The 21,628-nt window shown below is 71.3% G+C and carries 19 protein-coding genes; 9 read left to right on the top strand and 10 right to left on the bottom strand.

Annotated features, from left to right (window positions below; genetic code table 11):
* Positions 1–11: 11 nt before the first annotated feature.
* From ACFMQL_RS11215 to ACFMQL_RS11205, 3 genes are all read left to right on the top strand, one after another.
* Positions 12–662: a response regulator gene (locus tag ACFMQL_RS11215; RefSeq protein WP_378785546.1), complete on the top strand. Its 651-nt coding sequence runs from the start codon at positions 12–14 to the stop codon at positions 660–662.
* 6 nt (positions 663–668) lie between these two features.
* Positions 669–1,721, top strand: a complete 1,053-nt coding sequence (locus ACFMQL_RS11210; RefSeq protein ID WP_378785544.1) for a quinone-dependent dihydroorotate dehydrogenase — start codon at positions 669–671, stop codon at positions 1,719–1,721.
* Positions 1,722–1,836: 115 nt separating this feature from the next.
* Entirely contained in the window at positions 1,837–2,397 is a 561-nt protein-coding gene (locus tag ACFMQL_RS11205) for a GNAT family N-acetyltransferase (RefSeq protein WP_364063396.1), read from the top strand.
* A gap of 14 nt (positions 2,398–2,411) precedes the next feature.
* On the opposite strand, the gene ACFMQL_RS11200 is transcribed toward ACFMQL_RS11205, so the two are convergent.
* The 4 genes from ACFMQL_RS11200 to ACFMQL_RS11185 all read right to left on the bottom strand — a co-directional run bounded on the left by ACFMQL_RS11200 (position 2,412) and on the right by ACFMQL_RS11185 (position 6,405).
* Complete coding sequence (locus ACFMQL_RS11200; RefSeq protein WP_378785542.1) at positions 2,412–4,004, bottom strand: beta-N-acetylhexosaminidase; 1,593 nt, start codon at positions 4,002–4,004, stop codon at positions 2,412–2,414.
* Complete coding sequence (locus tag ACFMQL_RS11195; protein WP_364063391.1) at positions 4,001–4,900, bottom strand: N-acetylmuramoyl-L-alanine amidase; 900 nt, start codon at positions 4,898–4,900, stop codon at positions 4,001–4,003. The genes ACFMQL_RS11200 and ACFMQL_RS11195 overlap by 4 nt, the downstream gene beginning before the upstream one ends.
* An 88-nt stretch (positions 4,901–4,988) precedes the next feature.
* A complete protein-coding gene (locus ACFMQL_RS11190; RefSeq protein ID WP_364063388.1) occupies positions 4,989–5,237 on the bottom strand; it encodes a hypothetical protein in 249 nt (82 codons plus the stop codon).
* Positions 5,238–5,355: 118 nt separating this feature from the next.
* Positions 5,356–6,405, bottom strand: a complete 1,050-nt coding sequence (locus ACFMQL_RS11185; RefSeq protein WP_364063385.1) for a LacI family DNA-binding transcriptional regulator — start codon at positions 6,403–6,405, stop codon at positions 5,356–5,358.
* A gap of 220 nt (positions 6,406–6,625) precedes the next feature.
* On the opposite strand from ACFMQL_RS11185, the gene ACFMQL_RS11180 reads away from it, so the two are divergent.
* Positions 6,626–7,222 carry a TetR/AcrR family transcriptional regulator gene (locus tag ACFMQL_RS11180; RefSeq protein WP_378785538.1) on the top strand — a complete coding sequence of 199 codons (597 nt, stop codon included), beginning with the start codon at positions 6,626–6,628 and terminating at the stop codon, positions 7,220–7,222.
* 261 nt (positions 7,223–7,483) lie between these two features.
* Here ACFMQL_RS11180 and bldC read toward each other — a convergent pair whose 3' ends face one another.
* Both bldC and ACFMQL_RS11170 read right to left on the bottom strand, forming a co-directional pair.
* Complete coding sequence (gene bldC / locus ACFMQL_RS11175; protein WP_013133571.1) at positions 7,484–7,687, bottom strand: developmental transcriptional regulator BldC; 204 nt, start codon at positions 7,685–7,687, stop codon at positions 7,484–7,486.
* 321 nt (positions 7,688–8,008) lie between these two features.
* On the bottom strand, positions 8,009–8,872 hold the full coding sequence (locus ACFMQL_RS11170; RefSeq protein ID WP_364063380.1) for a hypothetical protein: 864 nt from the start codon (positions 8,870–8,872) through the stop codon (positions 8,009–8,011).
* Positions 8,873–8,981: 109 nt separating this feature from the next.
* On the opposite strand from ACFMQL_RS11170, the gene ACFMQL_RS11165 reads away from it, so the two are divergent.
* Both ACFMQL_RS11165 and ACFMQL_RS11160 read left to right on the top strand, forming a co-directional pair.
* The gene (locus ACFMQL_RS11165; protein WP_364063377.1) at positions 8,982–10,061 is read left to right on the top strand and encodes a Glu/Leu/Phe/Val dehydrogenase dimerization domain-containing protein; all 1,080 of its coding nucleotides are present in this window, start codon (positions 8,982–8,984) and stop codon (positions 10,059–10,061) included.
* A gap of 151 nt (positions 10,062–10,212) precedes the next feature.
* Positions 10,213–10,443: a DUF3073 domain-containing protein gene (locus ACFMQL_RS11160; RefSeq protein ID WP_364063374.1), complete on the top strand. Its 231-nt coding sequence runs from the start codon at positions 10,213–10,215 to the stop codon at positions 10,441–10,443.
* A gap of 212 nt (positions 10,444–10,655) precedes the next feature.
* Here the strand turns inward: ACFMQL_RS11160 and purM are convergent, their stop codons facing one another.
* Positions 10,656–11,681 carry a phosphoribosylformylglycinamidine cyclo-ligase gene (gene purM / locus ACFMQL_RS11155; protein WP_378785535.1) on the bottom strand — a complete coding sequence of 342 codons (1,026 nt, stop codon included), beginning with the start codon at positions 11,679–11,681 and terminating at the stop codon, positions 10,656–10,658.
* Complete coding sequence (purF, locus tag ACFMQL_RS11150) at positions 11,678–13,114, bottom strand: amidophosphoribosyltransferase (RefSeq protein WP_364063368.1); 1,437 nt, start codon at positions 13,112–13,114, stop codon at positions 11,678–11,680. The genes purM and purF overlap by 4 nt, the downstream gene beginning before the upstream one ends.
* 259 nt (positions 13,115–13,373) lie before the next feature.
* On the opposite strand from purF, the gene ACFMQL_RS11145 reads away from it, so the two are divergent.
* Positions 13,374–15,293 (top strand): hypothetical protein, encoded by a 1,920-nt coding sequence (locus ACFMQL_RS11145; protein WP_378785533.1) that lies wholly within the window; start codon positions 13,374–13,376, stop codon positions 15,291–15,293.
* 362 nt (positions 15,294–15,655) lie between these two features.
* Here the strand turns inward: ACFMQL_RS11145 and ACFMQL_RS11140 are convergent, their stop codons facing one another.
* Positions 15,656–16,093, bottom strand: coding sequence for a sterol carrier family protein (locus ACFMQL_RS11140; protein ID WP_364063362.1), 438 nt, complete (start codon positions 16,091–16,093; stop codon positions 15,656–15,658).
* 143 nt (positions 16,094–16,236) lie between these two features.
* Between ACFMQL_RS11140 and ACFMQL_RS11135 the strand changes: the two genes are divergently transcribed.
* Both ACFMQL_RS11135 and ACFMQL_RS11130 read left to right on the top strand, forming a co-directional pair.
* Complete coding sequence (locus tag ACFMQL_RS11135) at positions 16,237–18,318, top strand: PhoX family phosphatase (protein ID WP_364063359.1); 2,082 nt, start codon at positions 16,237–16,239, stop codon at positions 18,316–18,318.
* Positions 18,319–18,352: 34 nt separating this feature from the next.
* The gene (locus ACFMQL_RS11130) at positions 18,353–20,233 is read left to right on the top strand and encodes an ABC transporter ATP-binding protein (RefSeq protein WP_364063356.1); all 1,881 of its coding nucleotides are present in this window, start codon (positions 18,353–18,355) and stop codon (positions 20,231–20,233) included.
* Here the strand turns inward: ACFMQL_RS11130 and ACFMQL_RS11125 are convergent.
* A complete protein-coding gene (locus tag ACFMQL_RS11125) occupies positions 20,194–21,609 on the bottom strand; it encodes a DHA2 family efflux MFS transporter permease subunit (RefSeq protein WP_364063353.1) in 1,416 nt (471 codons plus the stop codon). The two genes, ACFMQL_RS11130 and ACFMQL_RS11125, sit on opposite strands and share 40 nt — an antisense overlap.
* Positions 21,610–21,628: the final 19 nt, after the last annotated feature.

Below are 21,628 nucleotides of genomic sequence, written 5' to 3'. Positions count from 1 at the left end.
CTATAGAGGGCGTGATCCGCATACTCCTGGCCGACGACGAGGCCATGATCAGAGCGGGGGTCAGGGCGATCCTCGAATCAGACCCCGAGCTGAACGTCGTGGCCGAGGCGGGCGACGGCAGGCAGGCGGTCGATCTGGCCATCAGCCACCATCCCGACGTCGCGCTCCTCGACATCCGCATGCCGCGCCTCGACGGCCTGGCCGCCGCCGCGGAGATCCGCAGGGCGGCGCCGGGCACGGCGGTGGTGATGCTCACCACGTTCGGCGAGGACGACTACATCGCCAAGGCGCTCGACGTGGAGGCCGGCGGGTTCCTGCTCAAGTCGGGCGACCCGCGCGAGCTGCTGGCCGGCATCCACGCGGTGGCCGACGGGGCGGCGTACCTGTCGCCGAAGGTCGCCCAGCGGGTGATCGCGCAGTTGTCCGGCGGGCGCATGGCGCGTGGCGCGGCGGCGCGCGACCGCATCGAGCAGCTCACCGAGCGGGAGCGCGAGGTGCTGGCGCTGCTCGGGGCCGGGCTGTCCAACGCGGAGATCGCGCGTGAGCTGCACATCGTGGAGGGCACGGTCAAGGCGTACGTGAGCGCGATCCTCACCCGGCTCGACGTGCGCAACCGCGTACAGGCCGCGATCATCGCCCACGAGGCCGGCTTGGTAGCCTGACGCGTGATGTATCGCCTCGTGTTCACGCAGGTCTTGCGGCGTTTCGACGCCGAGGCCGTGCACCGACTCACCGTGAGCGCACTCGCGCTCCTCGCCCGGCTGCCGCTGCTGAAGCGGCTGCTGCACCGGGCGTACGCGCCGCACGACCCGGCCCTGCGCGTGAGCGCGTTCGGCGTGCACTTCCCCGGGCCGCTGGGTCTCGCCGCCGGTTTCGACAAGGACGCCGTGTGCGCCGAGGCCATCGCCGCGCTCGGCTTCAGCCACGTCGAGGTGGGCACCGTCACCGCGCACGGCCAGCCGGGCAACCCGCGGCCCCGCCTGTTCCGCCGCTTCCGCGAGCGGGCGCTGATCAACCGGATGGGCTTCAACAACGCGGGCGCCCACGCCGCGGCCCGCAGGCTGCGCCGCCCGCGCGGCGTCCCTGTCGTGGTCGGGGTCAACATCGGCAAGACCAAGGTGATCCCGGAGTCGGGCGCCGCCGCCGACTACGTCGCGAGCGCCAAGGAGCTGGCCCCGCTCGCCGACTACCTGGTGGTGAACGTCAGCTCGCCCAACACGCCCGGGCTGCGCGACCTCCAGGCGGTCTCCCTCCTGCGGCCGTTGCTCACCGCGGTCAAGGAGGTCTGCGACTCGACGCCGCGCCGTACGCCGCTGCTCGTCAAGATCGCGCCCGACCTGGCCGACGAGGACGTCGACGCGGTCGCCGAGCTGGCCATGGAGCTCGGGCTCGACGGCATCATCGCCACCAACACCACGATCAAGCACGACGGCGAGCGCGGCGGGCTGTCCGGCCGCCCGCTCAAGGAGCGCTCGCTCGAGGTGCTGCGGCGGCTGCGCGCCAAGGTCGGCGACCGGATCACGCTGATCTCGGTCGGCGGCGTCGAGGACGTCGACGACGTCTGGGAGCGCATCCTCGCGGGCGCGACGCTCGTCCAGGCGTACACGGGCTGGATCTACGGCGGCCCGCTGTGGGCCTCCCACATCCACCGGCGGCTGCTGCGCCGGGTCCGCCGCCACGGGCTCACCTCGATCACGGAGGCCATCGGCCGTACGGCGTGACCGGCGTCCCCTCAAAGTGGCAGGCGTCCAAAGTGACCGGCGTCCAAAGTGGCCGGCGTCCCCTCGAAAGTGATCGGGTCTCCGCTAGAGCGGCGGCTCCTCTAAGGTGGGGCGAGTGATCCGACCCGTGACCCTTCCCGGCGGCGTGGTCATGCGCCTGGCGACCGAGCGGGACGCCGAGGCGCTGCTCGACGCCTACACCCGCAACCGCGACCACCTCAAGCGCTGGGAGCCGCGCCGCTCCGAGGCGTTCTACACCCTCAAAGCGCAGGCCGAGGGGCTCAAGGGCCAGCTCCAGGCGTGCGAGAGGGGCCAGGCGGTGCCCTGGCTGCTGCTCGACGGCGAGCGCGTGGTCGGCCGCATGACGCTGAGCAACATCGTGCGCGGCCCCTGGCTCAGCGCCGACCTCGGCTACTGGGTCGATGCCGCGTACAACGGCCGCGGCATCGCCACGGCCGCCGTACGCGAGGTGTGCCGGCTGGCCGACGAGGAGATCGGCCTGCACCGCGTCGCGGCGGGCACGCTGCTCGACAACGCCGCCTCGCAGAGCGTGCTGCGCAAGAGCGGCTTCGAGCCGTACGGCACCGCGCCCGACTATCTGGAGATCGACGGCCGCTGGCAGCACCACCTGCTGTGGCAGCGCATACTCAACGACCGCCCCGCGTTCTCGTTCTAGATCAGATGCGGCGCTCAAATACTGGGCCTGGTGGATGCGGCGTCGTGCGTCATGGCGTCGATGCGGGCCATCACCTCGGTGACCCGCACGGCGCTCGGCCGGTGCGGACGGCGGCGCTGCCACGGGCGCGGCCCGGCCGCCGGCCGGTACTCCACGCCGAGCGCGTCCAGCCGCGCCAGGTGCCCGGCCAGCCGGCCGTCGAAGTCGTCGCGGGCCCGTCCCGCCCAGGCCACCTCCGCGAGCGCGCAGGCGCGCGGCCACATGCGGTAGTCGGCCGTCCTCGGGTCGGGCACCCGCTCGGTCCAGAGCTGGGCCTGCACGCCGATGACCCGCGCCCGCTCCTCCTCGCTCCAGTCCGCAGGCGCGGGCTCGAACGCCGCCACGTCCGCCACGGTGATCGCGTCGCCGATCGCCATCGGCTCGTCGGGCGAGCCGGCCTCGGCGTAGTCGAAGTAGAGCGGGAACACCGGCGTTGCCACCACGTCGTGACCGGCCGCGGCGGCCCTGCGGCCCACGTTCATGCCCCGCCACGGCATGACGATCGTGTCCTTGCGCAGCTCGCCGCTGACGAACGCCTCGTCCCACACCACGGCCCGCGCGCCCCGCTCGGCCAGCACGTCGGCCAGCCGGCGTAGGAAGTGCGCCTGCAGCTCCGCCACGGAGCCGAGCCCGAGCGACTCCCGGTACGCGGTGATCTCCGGCGACGCCGCCCACCGGTCCAGCACCACTTCGTCGCCGCCGATGTGCACGTAGGGGGTCTCGCCCAGCGCGCCGAGCAGCTCGTCGAAGATCGTGGTCAGGAACTCCACGGTCTTCGGCAGCGGCGACAGGATGGCGGGGGAGATGCCCCACCGGTCCAGCACGTCGTGCCGCTCGCCGGTGGCCCCGAACTCCGGGTAGGCGGCCAGGATCGCCGACGCGTGGCCGGGCACGTCGATCTCCGGCACGATCGTCACGTGCCGCGAGCGCGCGTAGGCGGCCATCTCGGCCAGGTCGTCGAGGGTGTAGTAGCCGCCGTGCGGCACCTCGTCGTACGCGTCCGGCTCGCGGTGGTGGTTGATAGCCGTGCGCGGCCGGTGCGAGGCGACCTCGTGCAGCAGCGGGTAGGCCCGGCTCTCCACCCGCCACCCCTGGTCGTCGGCCAGGTGCAGGTGCAGCCGGTTGAGCTTGTGCACCGCCATGAGGTCGATCAGCCGCAGCACCTCGCGCTTGGGGAAGAAGTGGCGGGCCACGTCGAAGTGCAGGCCCCGCCAGGCGAAGCGGGGCGCGTCCTCGATCCGCACCCCGCGCACCGGCCAGGCGGCGCCGGACGAGAACCGGTAGGAGGCCGGCGGCAGGAGCTGGCGCAGCGACTGCGCGGCGTAGAACGCGCCCGCGGGGCCGCCCGCGACGATCTCCACGCCCCGCGAGCCGACCGTCAGCCGGTACGCCTCCTCGCTCAGCGCCGGGTCGCGGCGCACGTCGATCTCGCCGTTGTCGCCGGGCAGCGGGTCCAGCCCGGCCAGCGCCGCGCGTACGGAGGCGATGAAGTCGCCGGAGACCGTGGGCGACGGCGTCAGCTCGAAGGAGGAGGAAAGGTCACGAAGCAGCTCTGGGCGAGGAATCATGCTTGCAGATAGTGCTGCAATCCGTTGGCCAGCGCCACAGCGATCTTCTGCCGGAACTTCGGGTCGCGGAACTTGGCGGCCTCGGTGGCGTTGCGCATGTTCCCGCACTCCACGAAGATCTTCGGCACCGTCGACAGGTTGAGCCCGCCCAGGTCGCTGCGGTAGTCGAGGGCCTTGCGCCCGATGTAGGTCGAGTACGGCAGCCCCGTGCCCTTGCGGAAGGCGTCGCGCACGGCCACGCCCAGCCTGCTGGAGGCGCCGACGACCTTGTCGACCGGCCCGTTGATCTTCTTCGGCATGATGACGTGGAAGCCGCGGTTGGCCGGTGCGGAGCCGTCGGCGTGCACGGAGATCGCGGCGTCGGCCTTGGCCTTGTTGCCGATCGCGGCCCGCTCGGTGATGCACGGCCCCACGCCGTCGTTGCCGCTCCTGGTCAGCTTCACCGTCGCGCCGCGGCTCTCCAGGATCTTGGTGAGGCGCTTGGAGACGTCCCAGGTGAAGGCGGCCTCGCTGTAGCCGTCGTTGGTGGACGTGCCGGTGGTGTCGCAGGCCTTCATCTGGGTCAGCACGTTGACCTTGCGGTTGATGGCCTTGGGTGCGCGCCAGTTGCCGCCGTTGTGGCCGGGGTCGATGACGACGACCTTGCCCTCGAGCGGCTTGGCCTTGGGCGGCGCGTCCTTCGCGGGCGCCTCTTTCGCAGGTGCTTCCTGTGCGGGCCCTTCCTTGGCGGGCCCTTCCTTGGCGGGCCCTTCCTTGGTGGGCGCTGTGGCCGCCGCCTGCCCCGCCGCGGTCGCTGGGGCGGCCTGACCTGCCGCGGCGTCACCGGTGCCGGTGCCGCCACACGCGGAGGCGATCAGGCCGCAGACGGCGAGGACTGTGGCTGGTAGAGCACGCATGCCGTCCAACTTACGGCAATCTACGCACTCGATCTCGACAAATGCCTAGCGTGGCGTGCCGCTTGCGAGCGTCGCACGCCGTACGTCCTCACCAGACGCGTTCCCCGGCCTCCTGACGTTCGAGCAGGGCGGCCAGCTCCCGCGCGTCCTCGGCGTCGAGGCCGAGGACGACGCGGGGACGGCCCCACGGATGGTCGAGCGAGTGGGCGACGTAGCTGGCGACCGACTCGGCGGCGCCGTCGGTGCCCCGTCCTCTGCCCGCGCGCCACTGCCCCCAGGCGCGTTCGAGCTCAGCCGCGGCGCGCTGGGCGCAGGACACCAGTTCCGGATCACGCATAGCTGTTCCCCCGGATCAGACCGTGGCCGGATCGGATCCGGCCACTCCTAGCATGACCCTGCCGAGTAAACCGCCGTGTGGCGGCAACGCCACACGGCTTGACCCGGTTTTGAGGCTCTCAGGCGGGTCCCGTGGTCCGCCGGACGATCAGCTCGGGGTGCACCTCCCGCAGGCGTGAGCCCTTGCCGGGGTCGCCGATCCTGTCGCTCAGCAGCGCGGCCGCCGACCTGCCCATGGTGCGGCGAGGCTGGTCGACCGAGGTGAGCGAGATGTGCCGGGACGCCGACAGGTGGGTGTTGTCGTAGCCGACGACGGAGAGGTCCTCGGGGACGCGCAGGCCCAGCTCTCTCGCGGCGGAGAGCACGCCGAGCGCGACCGTGTCGTTGGCGGCGAAGATCGCCGTGGGCCTGGGGTCGCGGGTGAGCAGCGCCACCGCCGCGTCCCTGCCGCCGTCCTCCGTGGACTCCGCGGCCTCGACCATGATGTACGGCGCCAGCGAGTGCCTGCGCATCGCCACGAGGTAGCCCTCGCAGCGCGACGCCCGCCGGCCTTCGATGTGCGCGATGCGCTTGTGGCCCAGCTCGACCAGGTGGTCGATGGCCAGCCGGGCGCCGTGCTGGTCGTCGTCGACCACGATGTCGACGCCGTCGAGCTGGATGTCGCGCTCTCCCACGACCACGGTGGGGGTGTAGGAGGTGGCCTCGATCAGCGTCTCGCTGGTCGGGGCGATGCCGAGCAGGACCAGCCCGTCGACCCGGAGCTCCAGGAAGGCCTCGACGGCCTCGTCCTCGAACGCGGGGTCCCATTGGCTGTTTCCGATCAGCATGCGCAGCCCGTCGCCGTGCAGGCTTTCCTGCAGGCCGTCGAGGAACTCCGCGTAGAACGGGTTGTGCAGGTCGGCGACGAGCGCGCCCACCAGATGTGTACGTCCTTCGACCAGGCTCCGCGCGACCGCGTTGGGCCGGTAGCCGAGCTCGCGGGCCGCCTGTAGCACGGCCTGGCGGCGGTGCTCGCTCACGTGCGGGGAGCCGCGCAGCACGAGTGAGACCAGCGATTTGGACACGCCGGCTCGTTCAGCGACATTACGGATGGTCGGTCTGGGCCGAGGCAGCGCGTCTACCTCTCTTAGCTCAGTGACGGTGGAAGTGTTGACGGGCGGTCCTGACATGTGTCTCCCCGCGATGCGGATATGGGCACCTGTCTGACCAAACGATCGAGTTGACCGCAGGGTACGGCTTGCGTCACGGATTGCCGTAATCGAGTCGCCCGGCGGCCCGCGTTCCGGCGCCCGCCATGGGGGAAGACAGCCCTGACCGGTCGGATACTGTGCAGATGTGACACCCGGGAAGTCAGCCGAGACGGCGCGACCGGCTCGGCGCAGGCTCAGTGTGGACCGCCGCAGGGAAGAGCTGATGGCGGCGGCGCTGGAGTTGTTCTCCACCCGTGACGCGGAAGACGTGTCGATCGATGACGTCGCCTCGAAGGCGGGGGCTTCGCGGGCCCTGGTCTACCACTACTTCGGTGGCAAGCAGGAGCTCTACGTGGCCGCACTGAGAAGCGCGGCGGAGCAGCTGGAGTCCCGGCTTCGGCCGCAGGAGGGCGGCAGGCCGCTCGATGAGCTGACCTCCGGGCTCAAGCGCTATTTCGACTTCGTCGAGGAGCACGCGGCGGGCTTCGCGGCGCTGCTGCGCGGCGGCCCGGCCAACAGGACGGGCGAGGTGGGCGAGATCGTCGACGGCGTGCGCCGGCGGCTCTTCCTCCTCATCCAGAAGCAGATGGGCGTCGAGGAGCCCAGCCCGGTGCTGCGCACGACGCTGAGGTCGTGGATCGCCTCCGTCGAGACCGCCGGGCTCGACTGGCTCGAGCATCGCGACATCGACCGGCCGACCCTGGAGAAGCTGCTGGTCGACCAGATGGTCGCGCTGCTTCGCGTCGCCGCGTCACATGACGGCGACGTCGCCGGTCTACTCGAACGGCCGGCGTGACGGCACAGGGGCGCGGACGACACCGCGGACGACGCAGCGGACGACACCAGCGGACGACGCAGCGGACGACGCCAGCGGACGGCACGGTGAACGACGCAACGGACGACACGGAAGAGACGCAACGGACGACACGGAAGAGTGGCGCCGGGCGGGCGGCGCCAACTTCCATCCGATGTCTCGTCGTCACAGTGGTGGACCCGGCCAGAAAGGCGACCCGGTCCACCCCTTCAAACCCCCCTGAGGTCCGTGACGACCTTCCCGCTACTCGGAACGCTGCTGCGGGATGCCCGCGAGCAGCGCCCGAACCTCGGTCTCCCGGTAACGCCGATGACCGCCGAGGGTACGAATCGACGTCAACTTGCCCGCCTTGGCCCACCGCGTAACGGTCTTGGGGTCGACCCTGAACATGGTCGCGACCTCAGCGGGCGTGAGCAGTGGCTCGGCCTCGGGTGTACGAGCTGACATTTGTGCGGCCTCTCCTCCGTGTGGACCGGCTTGCGATCCTGTGACTGCCTTTGCGCGTGTCACGGATGTCCCCCTATGGCACAGAGCGTGCGGCTTTTCTGAGCCATATGCGGCATCACCCGATGTGACCATACCGCCACTCAGAGCGATTGGCGAGCCCTTCTTTGACCCAGCTGCCCGCCCCCGTGGCCATGTCACGCTCGGTGATTCTAGCGACACGGTTCGTGGTATCGCAGTGAAAACGGCAAACTACTCAGTTCGCAGAAGAGAGCAGCCGCGAGACGTGACCTACTCATGCAGGTCAGACGGCCGTATTGGGGCTCAGTTGGCAGATTCCAGCAGTTGCATTGACTTCCACCGCAGGATGACCCTCTGGTACATGGCATAGGCAAGTTCTTCTTGACCCGTGTCCAGGCCCGTCAAAGCGGCAGAAAGCTCCGCAACCGACTGGTCGGCCTGCAGGGCGTCGTCGTCCATCAGGTGGACCAGCCCGCCGTAGTCGAGCTCCACCAGCGAGTGCGGATGGAACTCCTCCAGCCACCTGGCGACGTCCTCGACCTCCAGATTGGCCGCCGCGTCGCCCAGGTGGCGGCGCAGCACGTTGAGCGCGCGGGCGGTCCGCCTCCGGGCCTGGGCCATGGACGTGACGTAAATGAGGTTGCGGCCGGTCGTGGTCGTCACGTCCTGTCCCGGGTTGGCGGAGCCGAGCACCAGCCAGCGCTCGTTCCCATCAAACGGCACGAACCACGACGGCGGCACGTGCCACGCCGTGGTGCGGATGTGGGTCCGCAACGCGGCCGAGCCGGCCTGTCTCTTGTACCGGTCGAAGTCGTCGGCCACCTGGTCGGCGATCGCCTTGGGCACCAGATGGTCCATGATTTTCGTGGGAGTGGTGCCACGAAGCCGTGAGAAGGCCAGCCACGACCGCAGGCGCGTCTGCCAGGGGCAGACATAGAGACGGTCCTCAACGCGCCGGAGATAGGCGTTGGGGCTCTCCTGGGCGGGAACTGGTTGAGGGGGCGTGCCGAGCAGACGCATGAGCGACTCGCCATGCTCCGCATTGAGCGCGTTCGCGCGTCGCGGGCGGTCACGTGACTCGGCATATTCGGCCCACACCTTGCGCTCGGACTCGGCGAACGCGGTCAGTGGCTCATAGACACGGAGGTAGGCGGCATAGGGCAGCACGGAGGCATCGTGTCATGAAGCGAACTCGCGTGCATCGTCGTGTGTCTTACTACGCTGTGAGGTTATCTCCGCCGCAAAGGAGCGGTGGACCGGACAGGGAGTCACTACCGTGACCGACGTCTTCGGAGCGTCCCACAAGGACGTACATGAGCAGGTCGTCTTCTGCGCCGACGAGCAGAGCGGCCTTCGTGCCATCATCGCCATCTACAACACGGCCCTGGGCCCGGCACTCGGCGGCACGCGGTTCTACCCGTACGCCGGCGAGCAGGAGGCCCTGGCCGACGTGCTCAACCTCGCCAAGGGCATGGCCTACAAGAACGCGCTGGCCGGCCTCGACCTGGGCGGCGGCAAGGCCGTCATCATCGGCGACCCGTCCCGCGACAAGAGCGAGGCGCTGCTGCGCGCGTACGGCAGGTTCGTCCAGTCGCTCGGCGGGCGCTACATCACCGCCTGCGACGTGGGCACCTACAGCGAGGACATGGACATCGTGGCCCGCGAGTGCCGGTACGTCACCGGCCGCACGGTCGCCAACGGCGGCGCGGGCGACTCGTCGATCCTCACCGCCTTCGGCGTGTTCCAGGGCATGCGCGCCTCCGCCGAGCGGGTCTTCGGCACGCCGTCGCTGCACGGCAAGCGGGTCGGCGTCGAGGGCGTCGGCAAGGTCGGCCACCGCCTGGTCGATCTGCTGCGCGAGGACGGCGCCGAGGTCGTGATCTGCGACGTCTCGCCCAAGGCGATCGAGCGGGTGCGCCAGCGTCACCCCGAGGTCGACGTGGTCGAGGACGCGAGCGCGCTCATGACCTCCGACATCGACGTGTTCGCGCCCTGCGCGCTGGGCGGCGTGCTCGATGACGACTCGGTGGCGAAGCTGCGCGCCAAGATCGTCTGCGGCGCGGCCAACAACCAGCTCGCCCACCCCGGCGTCGAGAAGCAGCTCGCCGAGCGCGGCATCCTGTACGCGCCCGACTACGTCGTCAACTCCGGCGGCGTGATCCAGGTCGCCGACGAGATCGGCGGCTTCGACATGGAGCGCGCCAGGTCGAAGGCCGCCCAGATCTACGACACGACTCTGAAGATCTTCTCGATCGCGGCCGACGAGGGCGTTCCTCCCGCCGTCGCAGCGGATAGGCTGGCCGAGCGCAGAATGTCGGAAGTCGGGCGTATTCGGTCCATTTGGCTGGGCCACTGACGCCCCGCGCCCATACGGCGTACCGAGCTGGGCACAAAACAGGTACGGTAATAGGCGAACGATAGGCTGACGCCCGAAGTCAGGCGGCGTCAGTGTGTGGTGCGTTAGCGACGAGGGGTCGGGGACGACCCCACACGAGGGGGTCGAGCCAATGGGGCGCGGCCGAGCAAAGGCCAAGCAGGTCAAGGTTGCTCGCCAGCTGAAGTACAACAGCGGTGGCACGGATCTTGACCGTCTTCGCGACGAACTCGGGGTCGGAGACTCCAGCCGCAACAACGACGCCGACGACCTCACCGATGAGCTGGCGGATCGCTATGCCGATTACGCCGATGACTATGCCGCCGGTGACGACGACGACGGCCGCAGGTCCGGCCGCCGATAGCCGTTCTTCTGGTCGATGTGACCGGTTGATGTGACCGGTTGATGTGACGAGGGCCCGGCGCGGGTCCCCTGCGGACGCGCCGGATCCTCGCTCACGCTTCGGGCCCCACGGGCTGCCGTGGGGCTCTCGTCACATTTTCCAGCGGGCCCGAACGAACAATGGCCCGGCCGTTCTCACGGCCGGGCCATCTGTGCGTGGCGGGCTTTGGACGGTCAGCGGTAGCGGGCCCGGCCCTCGCCAGGGACGACCTCGCCCAGCACCCAGGCGTCCAGCCCGCGCTCGGCCAGCAGCCTGATCGCGGTGTCCGCCGCGCCGGCCGGCAGCACGGCGGCCATGCCGACACCGAGGTTGAACGTCTTGTCCATGTCCGGCTGCGCGATGCGCCCGTGGCCCGCGAGCACGCCGAAGATCGCCGGAGGCGTCCACGACGAGCGGTCGAGCACCGCGTCGAGGTGCGCGGGCAGCGAGCGCGACAGGTTGGCCTCGATGCCGCCGCCGGTGATGTGGGCGTACGCGTGCACCTCCACCTGCCTGGCCAGCTCCAGGCAGTCGAGCGCGTAGATGCGGGTGGGCTCCAGCAGCTCCTCGCCCAGCGGCCGGCCCAGGTCGGGCAGCACGGCATCGAGCGACAGGTCCGCCTCGCGCAGCACGTGGCGTACGAGCGAGTAGCCGTTGGAGTGGATACCGGACGACGCGAGGCCCAGCACCACGTCGCCCGCCGCGACCCGGTTGGGCCCGAGCATCTTGTCGGCCTCGACGACGCCGGTACCGGCGCCCGCCAGGTCGTACTCGTCGGGGCCCATCGCGCCGGGGTGCTCGGCGGTCTCGCCGCCCACCAGCGCCGCCCCGGCCAGCCGGCAGCCCTCCGCGACGCCGCCCACGATCTCGGCGACGCGCTCGGGCACCACCTTGCCGCAGGCGATGTAGTCGGTCATGAACAGCGGCTCGGCCCCGCACACCACCAGGTCGTCGAGGACCATGCCGACCAGGTCGATGCCGATCGTGTCGTGCTTGCCGTACCGCTGGGCGATCATCACCTTGGTGCCGACGCCGTCGGTGGACGTGGCGAGCAGCGGGCGCTTGTAGCGCAGCAGGGCGGAGGCGTCGAACAGACCGGCGAAGCCGCTCGCGTCGTCCACGACCTCCGGCCGCCGCGAGCGCGCCACCTTGTCCTTCATCAGCTCGACGGCCCGCTCGCCGGCCTCGATGTCGACGCCGGCCGCCTCGTACGTGCTCACGCCTTGCTCTCCAACACGAACTTGCCCACGTTGTCCTGGTCGATCGGGATCGGGTACTCGCCCGTGAAACAGGCCCGGCACAGCCGGTCGGCGGGAAGCGTCGTGGCCCTGGTCAGACCCTCAAGCGAGATGTAGCCGAGCGAGTCGGCGCCCAGCGAGGCCCTGATCTCCTCCACCGTCAGCGAACCCGCGATCAGCTCGGCCCTGGTGGCGAAGTCGATGCCGTAGAAGCACGGCCAGGCCACCGGCGGCGAGGAGATGCGGACGTGCACCTCGCGCGCCCCCGCCTCGCGCAGCATCTTCACGATGGCCCGCTGCGTGTTGCCGCGCACGATCGAGTCGTCCACGACGATCAGCCGCTTGCCCTCCACGACCTCGCGCAGCGGGTTGAGCTTGAGCCTGATGCCGAGCTGGCGGATGGTCTGCGACGGCTGGATGAACGTGCGGCCCACGTACGAGTTCTTCACCAGGCCCTGGCCGTACGGGATGCCGCTCTCCTGGGCGTAGCCGACCGCGGCCGGCGTGCCCGACTCCGGCGTGGGGATGACCAGGTCGGCCTCCACCGGGTGCTCCCTGGCCAGGATGCGGCCCACCTCGACGCGGGTGGTCTGCACGCCGCGACCGGCGATCGTGGTGTCGGGGCGCGCGAGATAGACGTACTCGAACAGGCAGCCCTTGGGGTCGGCGAGCGCGAAGCGGCGGGACCTGACGCCGCGCTCGTCGATCGTCAGCAGCTCGCCGGGCTCGATCTCGCGGATGAACGTGGCGCCCACGATGTCGAGCGCCGCAGTCTCGGAGGCCACCACCCAGCCGCGCTCAAGGCGGCCGAGCACCATCGGGCGGATGCCCTGCGGGTCGCGGGCCGCATACAGCGTGCGCTCGTCCATGAAGACCAGCGAGTACGCGCCCTTGACCTGCGGAAGCAGCTCGGCGGCGGCGTCCTCGACGGACCTGCTGCGGTCCTGCGCGAGCAGCGACGTCAGGACCTCGGTGTCGGTGGTGGCGCGGATGGAGCCGGGCGCGAGGCGCTGCGCCAGCTCGGGGGTGTTGATGAGGTTGCCGTTGTGGGCCAGCGCCAGTCCGCCCACTTCGGTGGAGCTCAGCGTGGGCTGTGCGTTCTCCCACACGCTCGAGCCGGTCGTGGAGTAACGGCAGTGTCCGATGGCCAGGTGGCCGCGCAGGGTGCTGAGCACCGACTCGTCGAAGACCTGGGCGACCAGGCCCATGTCCTTATAGACGAGAATGCGGCTGCCCTCGCTGACCGCGATGCCCGCGGACTCCTGCCCGCGGTGCTGCAACGCGTACAGCCCGTAGTAGGTGAGTTTGGAAACTTCCTCGCCCGGAGCCCAGACGCCGAAGACGCCACAGGCGTCTTTAGGTGCGCGGTCGTTAGGGTCCAGGTCATGGCCGAGCCGGCCGTCGCCCTTCAGCACATGCCTCAGTCTAGGTTGGCCGCGTACGTGCTTGCACACCTGGGGGTGACTCAGCGGACTTGCGGTGACCTGCCCGCTTTCGTCCTTATCGTCGGTACGGCCTCCGCCTGCCGATCGCCCGCTCCCTTACTCACGTTCTGACGTTTTGTCACACGGTGACCCAAGGATGAGGGCTCTCTTACCGTGTCGCGCGGTTTAGCGGTCGCTCTCCGCGAAAGGGTGAGGTATCCGGCATGCAGACCCGTCGGGAGACGCAGACGTGACCACACCTGGGGACCCCAACGAGCCCCGCCCGGGGCAGGACCAGCGTCGAGAGCAGCAGGACACGCCCGAACCCGAGTGGTGGAACGAGGGCGCCCTGCCCGACGACGACCGCCCGCCCGGCCGGTCGCCGGGCGAGGGCGACGAAGGTGCGGGCGAGGAAGGTGCGGGCGAGGAGCCCGGTGAGCCCAGGCAGCCGGGTGAGGAGCCGATCGCACCGGCGCCGCCCGTGGTGCCGCCGCCCGATGTGCCGCCGACGCACGAGCCCCGACCGGCCGGGCGGCCGTCACACCCCGACCTGCCGACCTCACCCGAGACCTCGCAGCCGGTCGGCGGCGGGACCGCGCCCGAGCGGCCGTCTCACCCTGACCTGCCCACCGCGCCTGAGGTGCCGGGACCGATCGGCGGCAGGGGCCCGTCTCCGGTGGGCGGCGGGACGTCGCCCGAGCGGCCGTCTCACCCTGACCTGCCGACCGCGCCTGAGGTGCCGGGACCGATCGGCGGCGCCGGCGCGTCCGGGCCGTCGCAGCCGGCCGGGGGCGGGGAAGGCCCGTCCGGGGGCGAGCCCGGAGCCGGGGGCGAGGACACGGGCGGGAGGTTGCGACCCGCTCGCGGTGAGGACACGGGGGAGGAGCCGCGAGCACCGAAGAGTCCGCCGGAGCGGCCTTCGGGCGGCGACGCCGAGGAGACGCAAGTGTTCCCGATCCCCGGCGGCAGGCCGACCTACCCGGGGTGGGGCGGAACATCGCAGGAGGAGGAGCCCCCGGCCAGGCCGCAGCCCTCGCGCTACGAGCAGCCGGGCGACCAGCCGGACCAGCCGCACTTCGCGCCGCCGGGCGGCAGCTCGCGCTGGGAGGGCGGCCAAGCGGGCACACCACCCGCCGGAGCCGGCCCGGCAGGCACACCGCCGCACGCGGGCGAGCAAGGCGGCGACCAGGCCCACCCGGCCGAGCAGCAGGAGCAGCGCGACCAGGCGTACCGGGAGGGCCGTCAGTACGAGCAGAGCCGCGGCTACCAGCCCGGCGAGGGCGAGGAACCGGGCGGCGTCTGCATGCCGGGCGAGGGCGACCAGCCGGGCGGCATCTGCCTCCCGGGCGAGGGACAGCAGGGCCAGAGCTACCAGCCAGGCCAGGGCTATCGGCCGGGTGAGGGCTATCGGCCGGGTGAGGCGCAGGCGGGCCAGGGCCGGCAGCCGGGCGAAGGGCAAGAGGGCCAGGGCCGGCAGCCGGGCGAAGGGCAAGAGGGCCAGGGCTGGCAGTCAGGCGAAGGGCAAGAGGGCCAGGGCTGGCAGTCAGGCGAAGGGCAAGAGGGCCAGGGCTGGCAGTCAGGCGAAGGGCCAGGGGGCCAGGGGCAGCAGCCGGGCGAAGGGGAGCAGCCGGGCCAGGGTCACCAGCCCGGGCAGTACCCGTCCGGGCAGTACCCGTCCGGGCAGTACCCGTCCGGGCAGGGGCAGCCGTACCAGGGCGGGCGCGACGAGGACCAGACGATCCCGGGCACGATGCCGTCAAGCCCGTACGGCGGCCCGCCCGGCTACCCGCCGCCTCCGCCTCCAGGCGCGCCCTACGGCCCGGGAGGCGGCCAGTACGGCTACGGCCAGTACCAGCCGCCCCGCCCGGGCAATGGCCTGGCGACGGCCTCGCTCGTGCTCGGCGTGGCCAGCCCGTTCCTGGTCTTCGTCTGCTTCACGGGCCTGATCACCGCGATCCTGTCGATCATCTTCGGCTGGGTCGCGCTGGCCAAGGGCGCGGGCCGGGGCCGCGCGATCGCCGGCATCGTGATCAGCGTCCTGTCGCTGATCCTGTTCGCGATCGTGGCGATCTGGTTCTGGAACGTGGTGCAGGAATGCGCCCAGCTGCCGAGCCCGGCCGCCGATCGCTGCTTCGAGTCGAAGTTCCCGTGGATGACCGGCACCGAGTGACCAGGCCGGCCCGCTGCGGAGGCCTTATCCGCTCAGAGCCGGGCCGCGACCGGGGGCCGCGACCGGGGGCCGCGACCGGAGGGCCGCCACGGCCGCAGGGCGGCACCGATGCCGGAGTCGCTGAGGGCGCGTAAGTGCCAGGGGGAGCGGCTGCGGCTGCGTCAGGCCGCGAGCGGCGGGCCGGACGGCAGGTCGTCAGTGGCCGGGCCGAGACGGCGGGGTCGCGGAAGGCCGGGCGGGATGCGGCGTGGCCGAGTGGGATGCGGCGGGGCCGTGTGGGGGGCCGGGCCGAGTGGGATGCGGCGGGGCCGAGTGGGGGGCCGGGCCGAGTGGGACGCGGCGGGGCCGAGTGGCGGGGCGGGTCAGAGGGGCAGGTACGGGGAGAGGTCGGCGCGGGAGCCGCTGGCGGAGACGGCGCCCTTGGCGACCGCCTCGTCCCAGGTGAGCCGCCCCAGCGCGAGCTCGAGCCACGTGCGACCGTCCATCTCGACGACGTTGGGCGGCGTGCCGCGCGTGTGCCGGGGCCCTTCGATGGCCTGGACGGCGGCGTACGGCGGCACGCGGACCTCGACGGTGCGGCCGGGCGCGGCGGCAGCGAGCTTGTCCAGCAGGTACCGCACGGCCAGCCTGGCGGCGTCGCGCTCGGGCCGCAGGCCGCGGTCGTAGGCGGCGAGCACGGCGGCGACGAGCGCGTCGGGCAGGGCGGAGGCCGGCCCGTCGTACGGGGGCGAGTCGAGGGCGACGAGCTGGCCGTCGAGCGCGGCTCTCAGCTTCTCCGGGTCGAGCTTGCGTGGTGGCACCCCTCCATTGTCTCGCGGCAACCGTTCATCGAGACGCGTTCATCGAGACGCGTTCATCGAGACGGAGAGTTTCGTTCACCTCCGGTTTCGACGCCGCCCGTAGCCTCCCCGCCGTACAACTGCGCACTTTTTCTGGAGGACCTGTGGCGAACCCCAACGCGGGAGGTCGTCGGCTGCTGCCGCTGCTGTCGACCCCGCACAAAGGTGGCCGATCCGCGCTGACCTGTCAGTTCCGCTGCGGCAACGCGTGCGCGCACGACGTCGCCAACACCACGGACAACGCCTATTTCGGCGACGTGGTGAAGGAGGCCCTGTCGCGACGCGGCGTGCTGCGGGCGGGCGCGCTCGGCGCCCTGGTCGCGGGTGCGGGCATCGCGGGGGCGGCGCCGGCGCACGCGGACGGGCAGGCGGCGACGGCGGGGGCGGCGGCGGAGACGGCGAGCCGTCCCGGCGGCGGCTCCGGCCTGCGCTTCACCCCGGTGCCGCCGAACAAGGAGGACGCGCTGCGCGTCCCCGAAGGCTACAAGTCCTCGGTGGTGGTGCGCTGGGGCGACCCGGTGCTGCCGGACGCGCCGGAGTTCGACTTCGAGAACCAGACGGCGGACGCCCAGGCCAAGCAGTTTGGCTACAACTGCGACTACGTGACGGTGTTCCCGCTGGGCCGCGACCGGGCGCTGATGTGGGTGAACCACGAGTACACCGACGAGAGCCTGATGTTCCGCGGCTACACGGGCGGCGCCGAGGCCACGGAGGAGCAGATCAGGATCGCGCTGGCCGCGCACGGCGGCTCGGTGGTGGAGATCGAGCGGGTCGGCGGCAGCGGCCAGTGGAGGCTGGTCACCAAGGGGCGCCGCCGCTACAACCGGCGCATCACGGCCCAGACGAAGATGCGCTTCAGCGGCCCGGCGGCAGGGCACGAGCTGCTCAGGACGGCCGCCGACCCGAAGGGCCGCACGCCGATCGGCATGCTCAACAACTGCTCGGGCGGCACCACGCCGTGGAAGACGGTGCTGACCGCCGAGGAGAACATCGACCAGTACTTCGTCAACGGCGACAAGGTCCCCGCGAAGCAGAAGCCGTACATCGAGCGCTACACGATCACGACGGGCACCCCCGAGGACAACCGCCGCTTCGACCGGGTGGAGGAGCGCTTCGACCTGGCCAAGCACCCGAACGAGGCCAACAGGTTCGGCTGGATCGTGGAGATCGACCCGTTCGACCCCGACTCCACGCCGATCAAGCGCACCGCGCTCGGCCGGTTCAAGCACGAGGCGGCCACCACCACGCTGGCCCGTGACGGCCGCCTGGTCGTCTACATGGGTGACGACTCGCGCTTCGAGTACATCTACAAGTACGTCTCCAAGGACCGCTACATCCCGGGCAACGACCGGCACAACCGCTCGCTGCTCGACGAGGGCACCCTGTACGTCGCCAAGTTCACCGGCGACAGCCCGGAGAAGGAGATCGACGGCTCCGGCAGGCTGCCGAAGGACAAGGAGTTCGACGGCTCGGGCGAGTGGATCCCGCTGGTGTCGGGCGACCGCTCGTACGTCAAGGGCATGTCGGCGGCCGAGGTGCTGGTCTACACGCGGGTCGCGGCCGACAAGGTGGGCGCGACGAAGATGGACCGCCCTGAGGACATCGAGCGCAACCCGGTGACCGGCGGCGTGTTCGTGGCGCTGACCAACAACACCAACCGCACCCCGGCCCAGGTGGACGAGGCCAACCCGCGCCCGTCGAACAAGCACGGCCACGTGCTGGAGATCACCGAGCGGCGCGGCGACGCGGGCGAGCGGCGCTTCGCCTGGTCGCTGGTGCTGGTGTGCGGCGACCCGAAGGACCCGGACACCTACTTCGCCGGTTACGACAAGCGCAAGGTCTCGCCGATCTCCTGCCCGGACAACGTGACGTTCGACAAGGACGGCAACCTGTGGATCTCCACGGACGGCAACGAGCTGGGCTCCAACGACGGCCTGTTCGTGATGCCGGTCAAGGGTAAGGAGCGCGGGCACCTGCGCCAGTTCCTGACCGTCCCGGTGGGCGCGGAGACGTGCGGCCCGCTGGTCTCCTCCGACCAGCGCAGCGTGTTCGTGGCGGTGCAGCACCCGGGCGAGATCGACGGCGCCTCGCCGGAGAACCCGGGCAGCCGCTGGCCGGACGGCGACCAGCCGCGCCCGGCGGTGGCGGTGGTCTGGCACGGCAAGGGCAAGAAGATCGGGGCTTGACCTCAAGTTAAGTCGAGGTCCTACCGTCCATGCCATGAGCATGGAGATGACGGCCTGGCACCAGCTGTACTCGATGAACAACCGGCCGGAGCGTCGCAAGCTGTCGCGGGCGACGCTCCGGCGCATCGCGGCCTTCGCCCGGCCGCATCGGGCGAAGATCACGTGGTTCGTGCTGCTCAGCATCGTGCTCGCGGGCCTCGCCGTGGGCTCCCCGCTGCTCGCGGGCCGGGTGGTGGACGCCATCTTCCAGGGCGAGCCGCTCGGCGTGGTGGTCGTGGTGTCGCTGGCGATCGCCGGGATCGCGATCGCGGAGGCCGGTCTCGGGCTGCTGAACCGGTGGCTGTCGGCGGGGCTCGGCGAGGATCTCATCCTCGACCTGCGTACGGCCGTCTTCGATCACGTACAGAAGATGCCGATCGCGTTCTTCACCAGGACCCGCACCGGTGCCCTGGTGAGCCGGCTGAACAACGACGTGATCGGCGCGCAGCGGGCCTTCACCGACACGCTCTCCAGCGTGGTGGGCAACCTCGTCACGCTCGTGCTGACGCTGATCGCGATGATCGGCATCTCGTGGCAGATCACGCTGCTCGCGCTGCTGCTCCTGCCGGTGTTCATCCTGCCGGCGCGGCGGATGGGCGGCAGGATCGCCCGGCTGCGGCGCGAGGCGGCCGACCACAACGCGGCCATGGGCAACCAGATGACCGAGCGCTTCTCCGCGCCGGGCGCGACGCTGGTCAAGCTGTTCGGCCGGCCCGCGCACGAGTCGGCCGAGTTCGCCCGCAGGGCTCGCAGGGTGCGCGACATCGGCGTGCGCACCGCCATGACGCAGACCACGTTCGTCACCGCGCTCACCCTGGTCTCCGCGCTCGCCCTGGCGCTGGTGTACGGCCTGGGCGGCTTCTACGCCCTGCGCGGCCAGCTCGCCCCCGGTGCTCTGGTGTCGATGGCCATGCTCCTCACCCGCCTGTACGCCCCGCTGACCGCGCTGGCCAACGCCCGCGTGGACGTCATGAGCGCGGTCGTCAGCTTCGAGCGCGTCTTCGAGGTGCTCGACCTCAAGCCGCTCATCCAGGAGCGGCCGGGCGCCCGCGAGGTGCCCGAGGGCCCGGTCTCGGTGGAGTTCGAGGACGTGCGCTTCTCCTATCCCTCGGCCGACAAGGTCTCGCTTGCCTCGCTTGAGGAGGTGGCCGTGCTCGACACGCGCGGCGGCGAAGAGGTGCTGCACGGGGTGTCGTTCCGCGCCGAACCCGGGCAGATGGTGGCCCTGGTCGGCTCATCGGGGGCGGGCAAGTCCACGATCGCCCAGCTTCTCCCGCGCCTGTACGACGTGGACTCGGGCGCGGTGCGGATCGGCGGCGTGGACGTACGCGACCTGACCGCCGACTCCATCCGCGACACGCTCGGCATGGTCACCCAGGACGGCCACCTGTTCCACGACACCATCCGCGCCAACCTGCTGCTGGCCAGGCCGGAGGCGAGCGAGGAGGAGCTGTGGGACGCGCTCACCCGCGCCCGCCTCGCCCAGCTCATCAGGTCGCTGCCGGACGGGCTGGACACGGTGGTGGGCGAGCGCGGCTACCGGCTGTCGGGCGGCGAGCGGCAGCGGCTCACGATCGCCCGGCTGCTGCTGGCCAGGCCGCGCGTGGTGATCCTGGACGAGGCGACGGCCGCGCTGGACTCGACGTCGGAGGCGGCGGTGCAGGCGGTGCTCGGCGAGGCGCTCGAGGGCAGGACCGCCGTGGTGATCGCGCATCGGCTGTCCACGGTGCGGGCGGCCGACCTGATCCTGGTGATCGAGGACGGGCGGGTGGTCGAGCGCGGCACGCACGCCGAGCTGCTGGCGGCGGGCGGCCGCTACGAGGAGCTGTACCGCACTCAGTTCGAGGACCCGACGGCCACGGGGGCCGCCGCCTGAGCGTCGCCGGTGGCGGACCGGTCGCGCCGCAGCGCGTAGAGCGCGATCGGTACACCGGTCAGCACCACCACGGCCGCGATGACCAGCGTGAACCGGTAGCCGTCGAGGAAGGCGGCGACCGGCGGCAGTCCGCTCGCGCCCTGCCTGGCGTTCAGGATCGCGCCGAGCACGGTGATGCCGAGCAGCCCGAAGACCTGGCGGAAGACGTTGAGCGCGCCGGAGGCGATGCCGGCGCGCTCGCCGGGCATGCCGTCGAGGATGGCGGCCGTCAGGGGGACGAGCAGGCCGCCGCCGAGGCCGTACAGGATGAACCAGGGGGCCACGTCGGCGTAGCCGGCGCCCGCGCCGACGCGGGAGAGCATGAAGATCGCGACCGCCATGAACGTCATGCCGAGCGCGACCGTGCGCGCGACGCCGAAGCGCGCCGCGATCCGCTGTGACAGCACCGACAGCACGCCCATCACCACCGCCATCGGCACGAACGACGCGCCCGCGGCGGTGGGGGAGAAGCCGAGCACGTTCTGCAGCCACAGGGCGCTGAAGAAGTAGACGCCGAACACGCCGAACGTCCAGACGCCGGTGATGAGCAGGCCGCCGGAGAACACCCGCGAGCGGAACAGCGACATCACGATCATCGGCTCGGCCGCCCGCCGCTCGGCCAGGAGGAACGCCGCCGACGCGAGCACGGCCAGGCCGAGGCAGGCCAGGATCGGGGCCGAAGTCCAGCCGGCGCTTTCGCCCTCGATGAGCGCGTACGTCAAAGCGAACAGCGCGAGTGCGGAGGTGACCAGGCCGGGCAGGTCGAGGCTGTGCCGCACCCGGTCACCGGCCGGCGCGATCGCCCACAGCGCGAGCGCGGCCGTCACCACGCCGATGGGCACGTTGATCAGGTAGATCCAGCTCCAGTGCAGGTGCTCGCTGATGAATCCGCCCGCGGCGGGCCCGATCGCCATGGACAGCGGCATCGCCGCGCCCCAGATGCCCACCGCCTTGGCGCGCTCGCCGGGGTCGGTGAAGGTCTGCCGGATCAGCGTGAGCGTGGCCGGCGCGAGCAGGGCCGCGCCGGCGCCCTGCGCGGCGCGGGCGGCGATGAGCATTCCGCCGGAGACGGCGAGCCCGGCCACCAGCGAGGCCAGCGTGAAGATCGCCAGCCCGGTGAGGAAGACCCGGCGGGCGCCGAGCACGTCCGCGAGCCGCCCGCCGGCCAGCATGAGCCCGGCGAACACCAGGACGTACGAGCTCACGATCCATTCGAGCCCCGAGATCGTCAGCTCTAAGTCCCGCTGGATGGTGGGCAACGCGACGTTGCCCACGTTGTTGTCCAGGAAGGTCATGAAGCCGCCCAGCGTCACGGCGGCCAGCGCCCACCACTTCACGATAAATCCTCCTATACAC

It is taken from the genome of Nonomuraea fastidiosa (assembly GCF_042751225.1).
GTDB classification, from domain to species: domain Bacteria; phylum Actinomycetota; class Actinomycetes; order Streptosporangiales; family Streptosporangiaceae; genus Nonomuraea; species Nonomuraea fastidiosa.
This window is presented reverse-complemented; position numbering and strand designations above follow the sequence as displayed.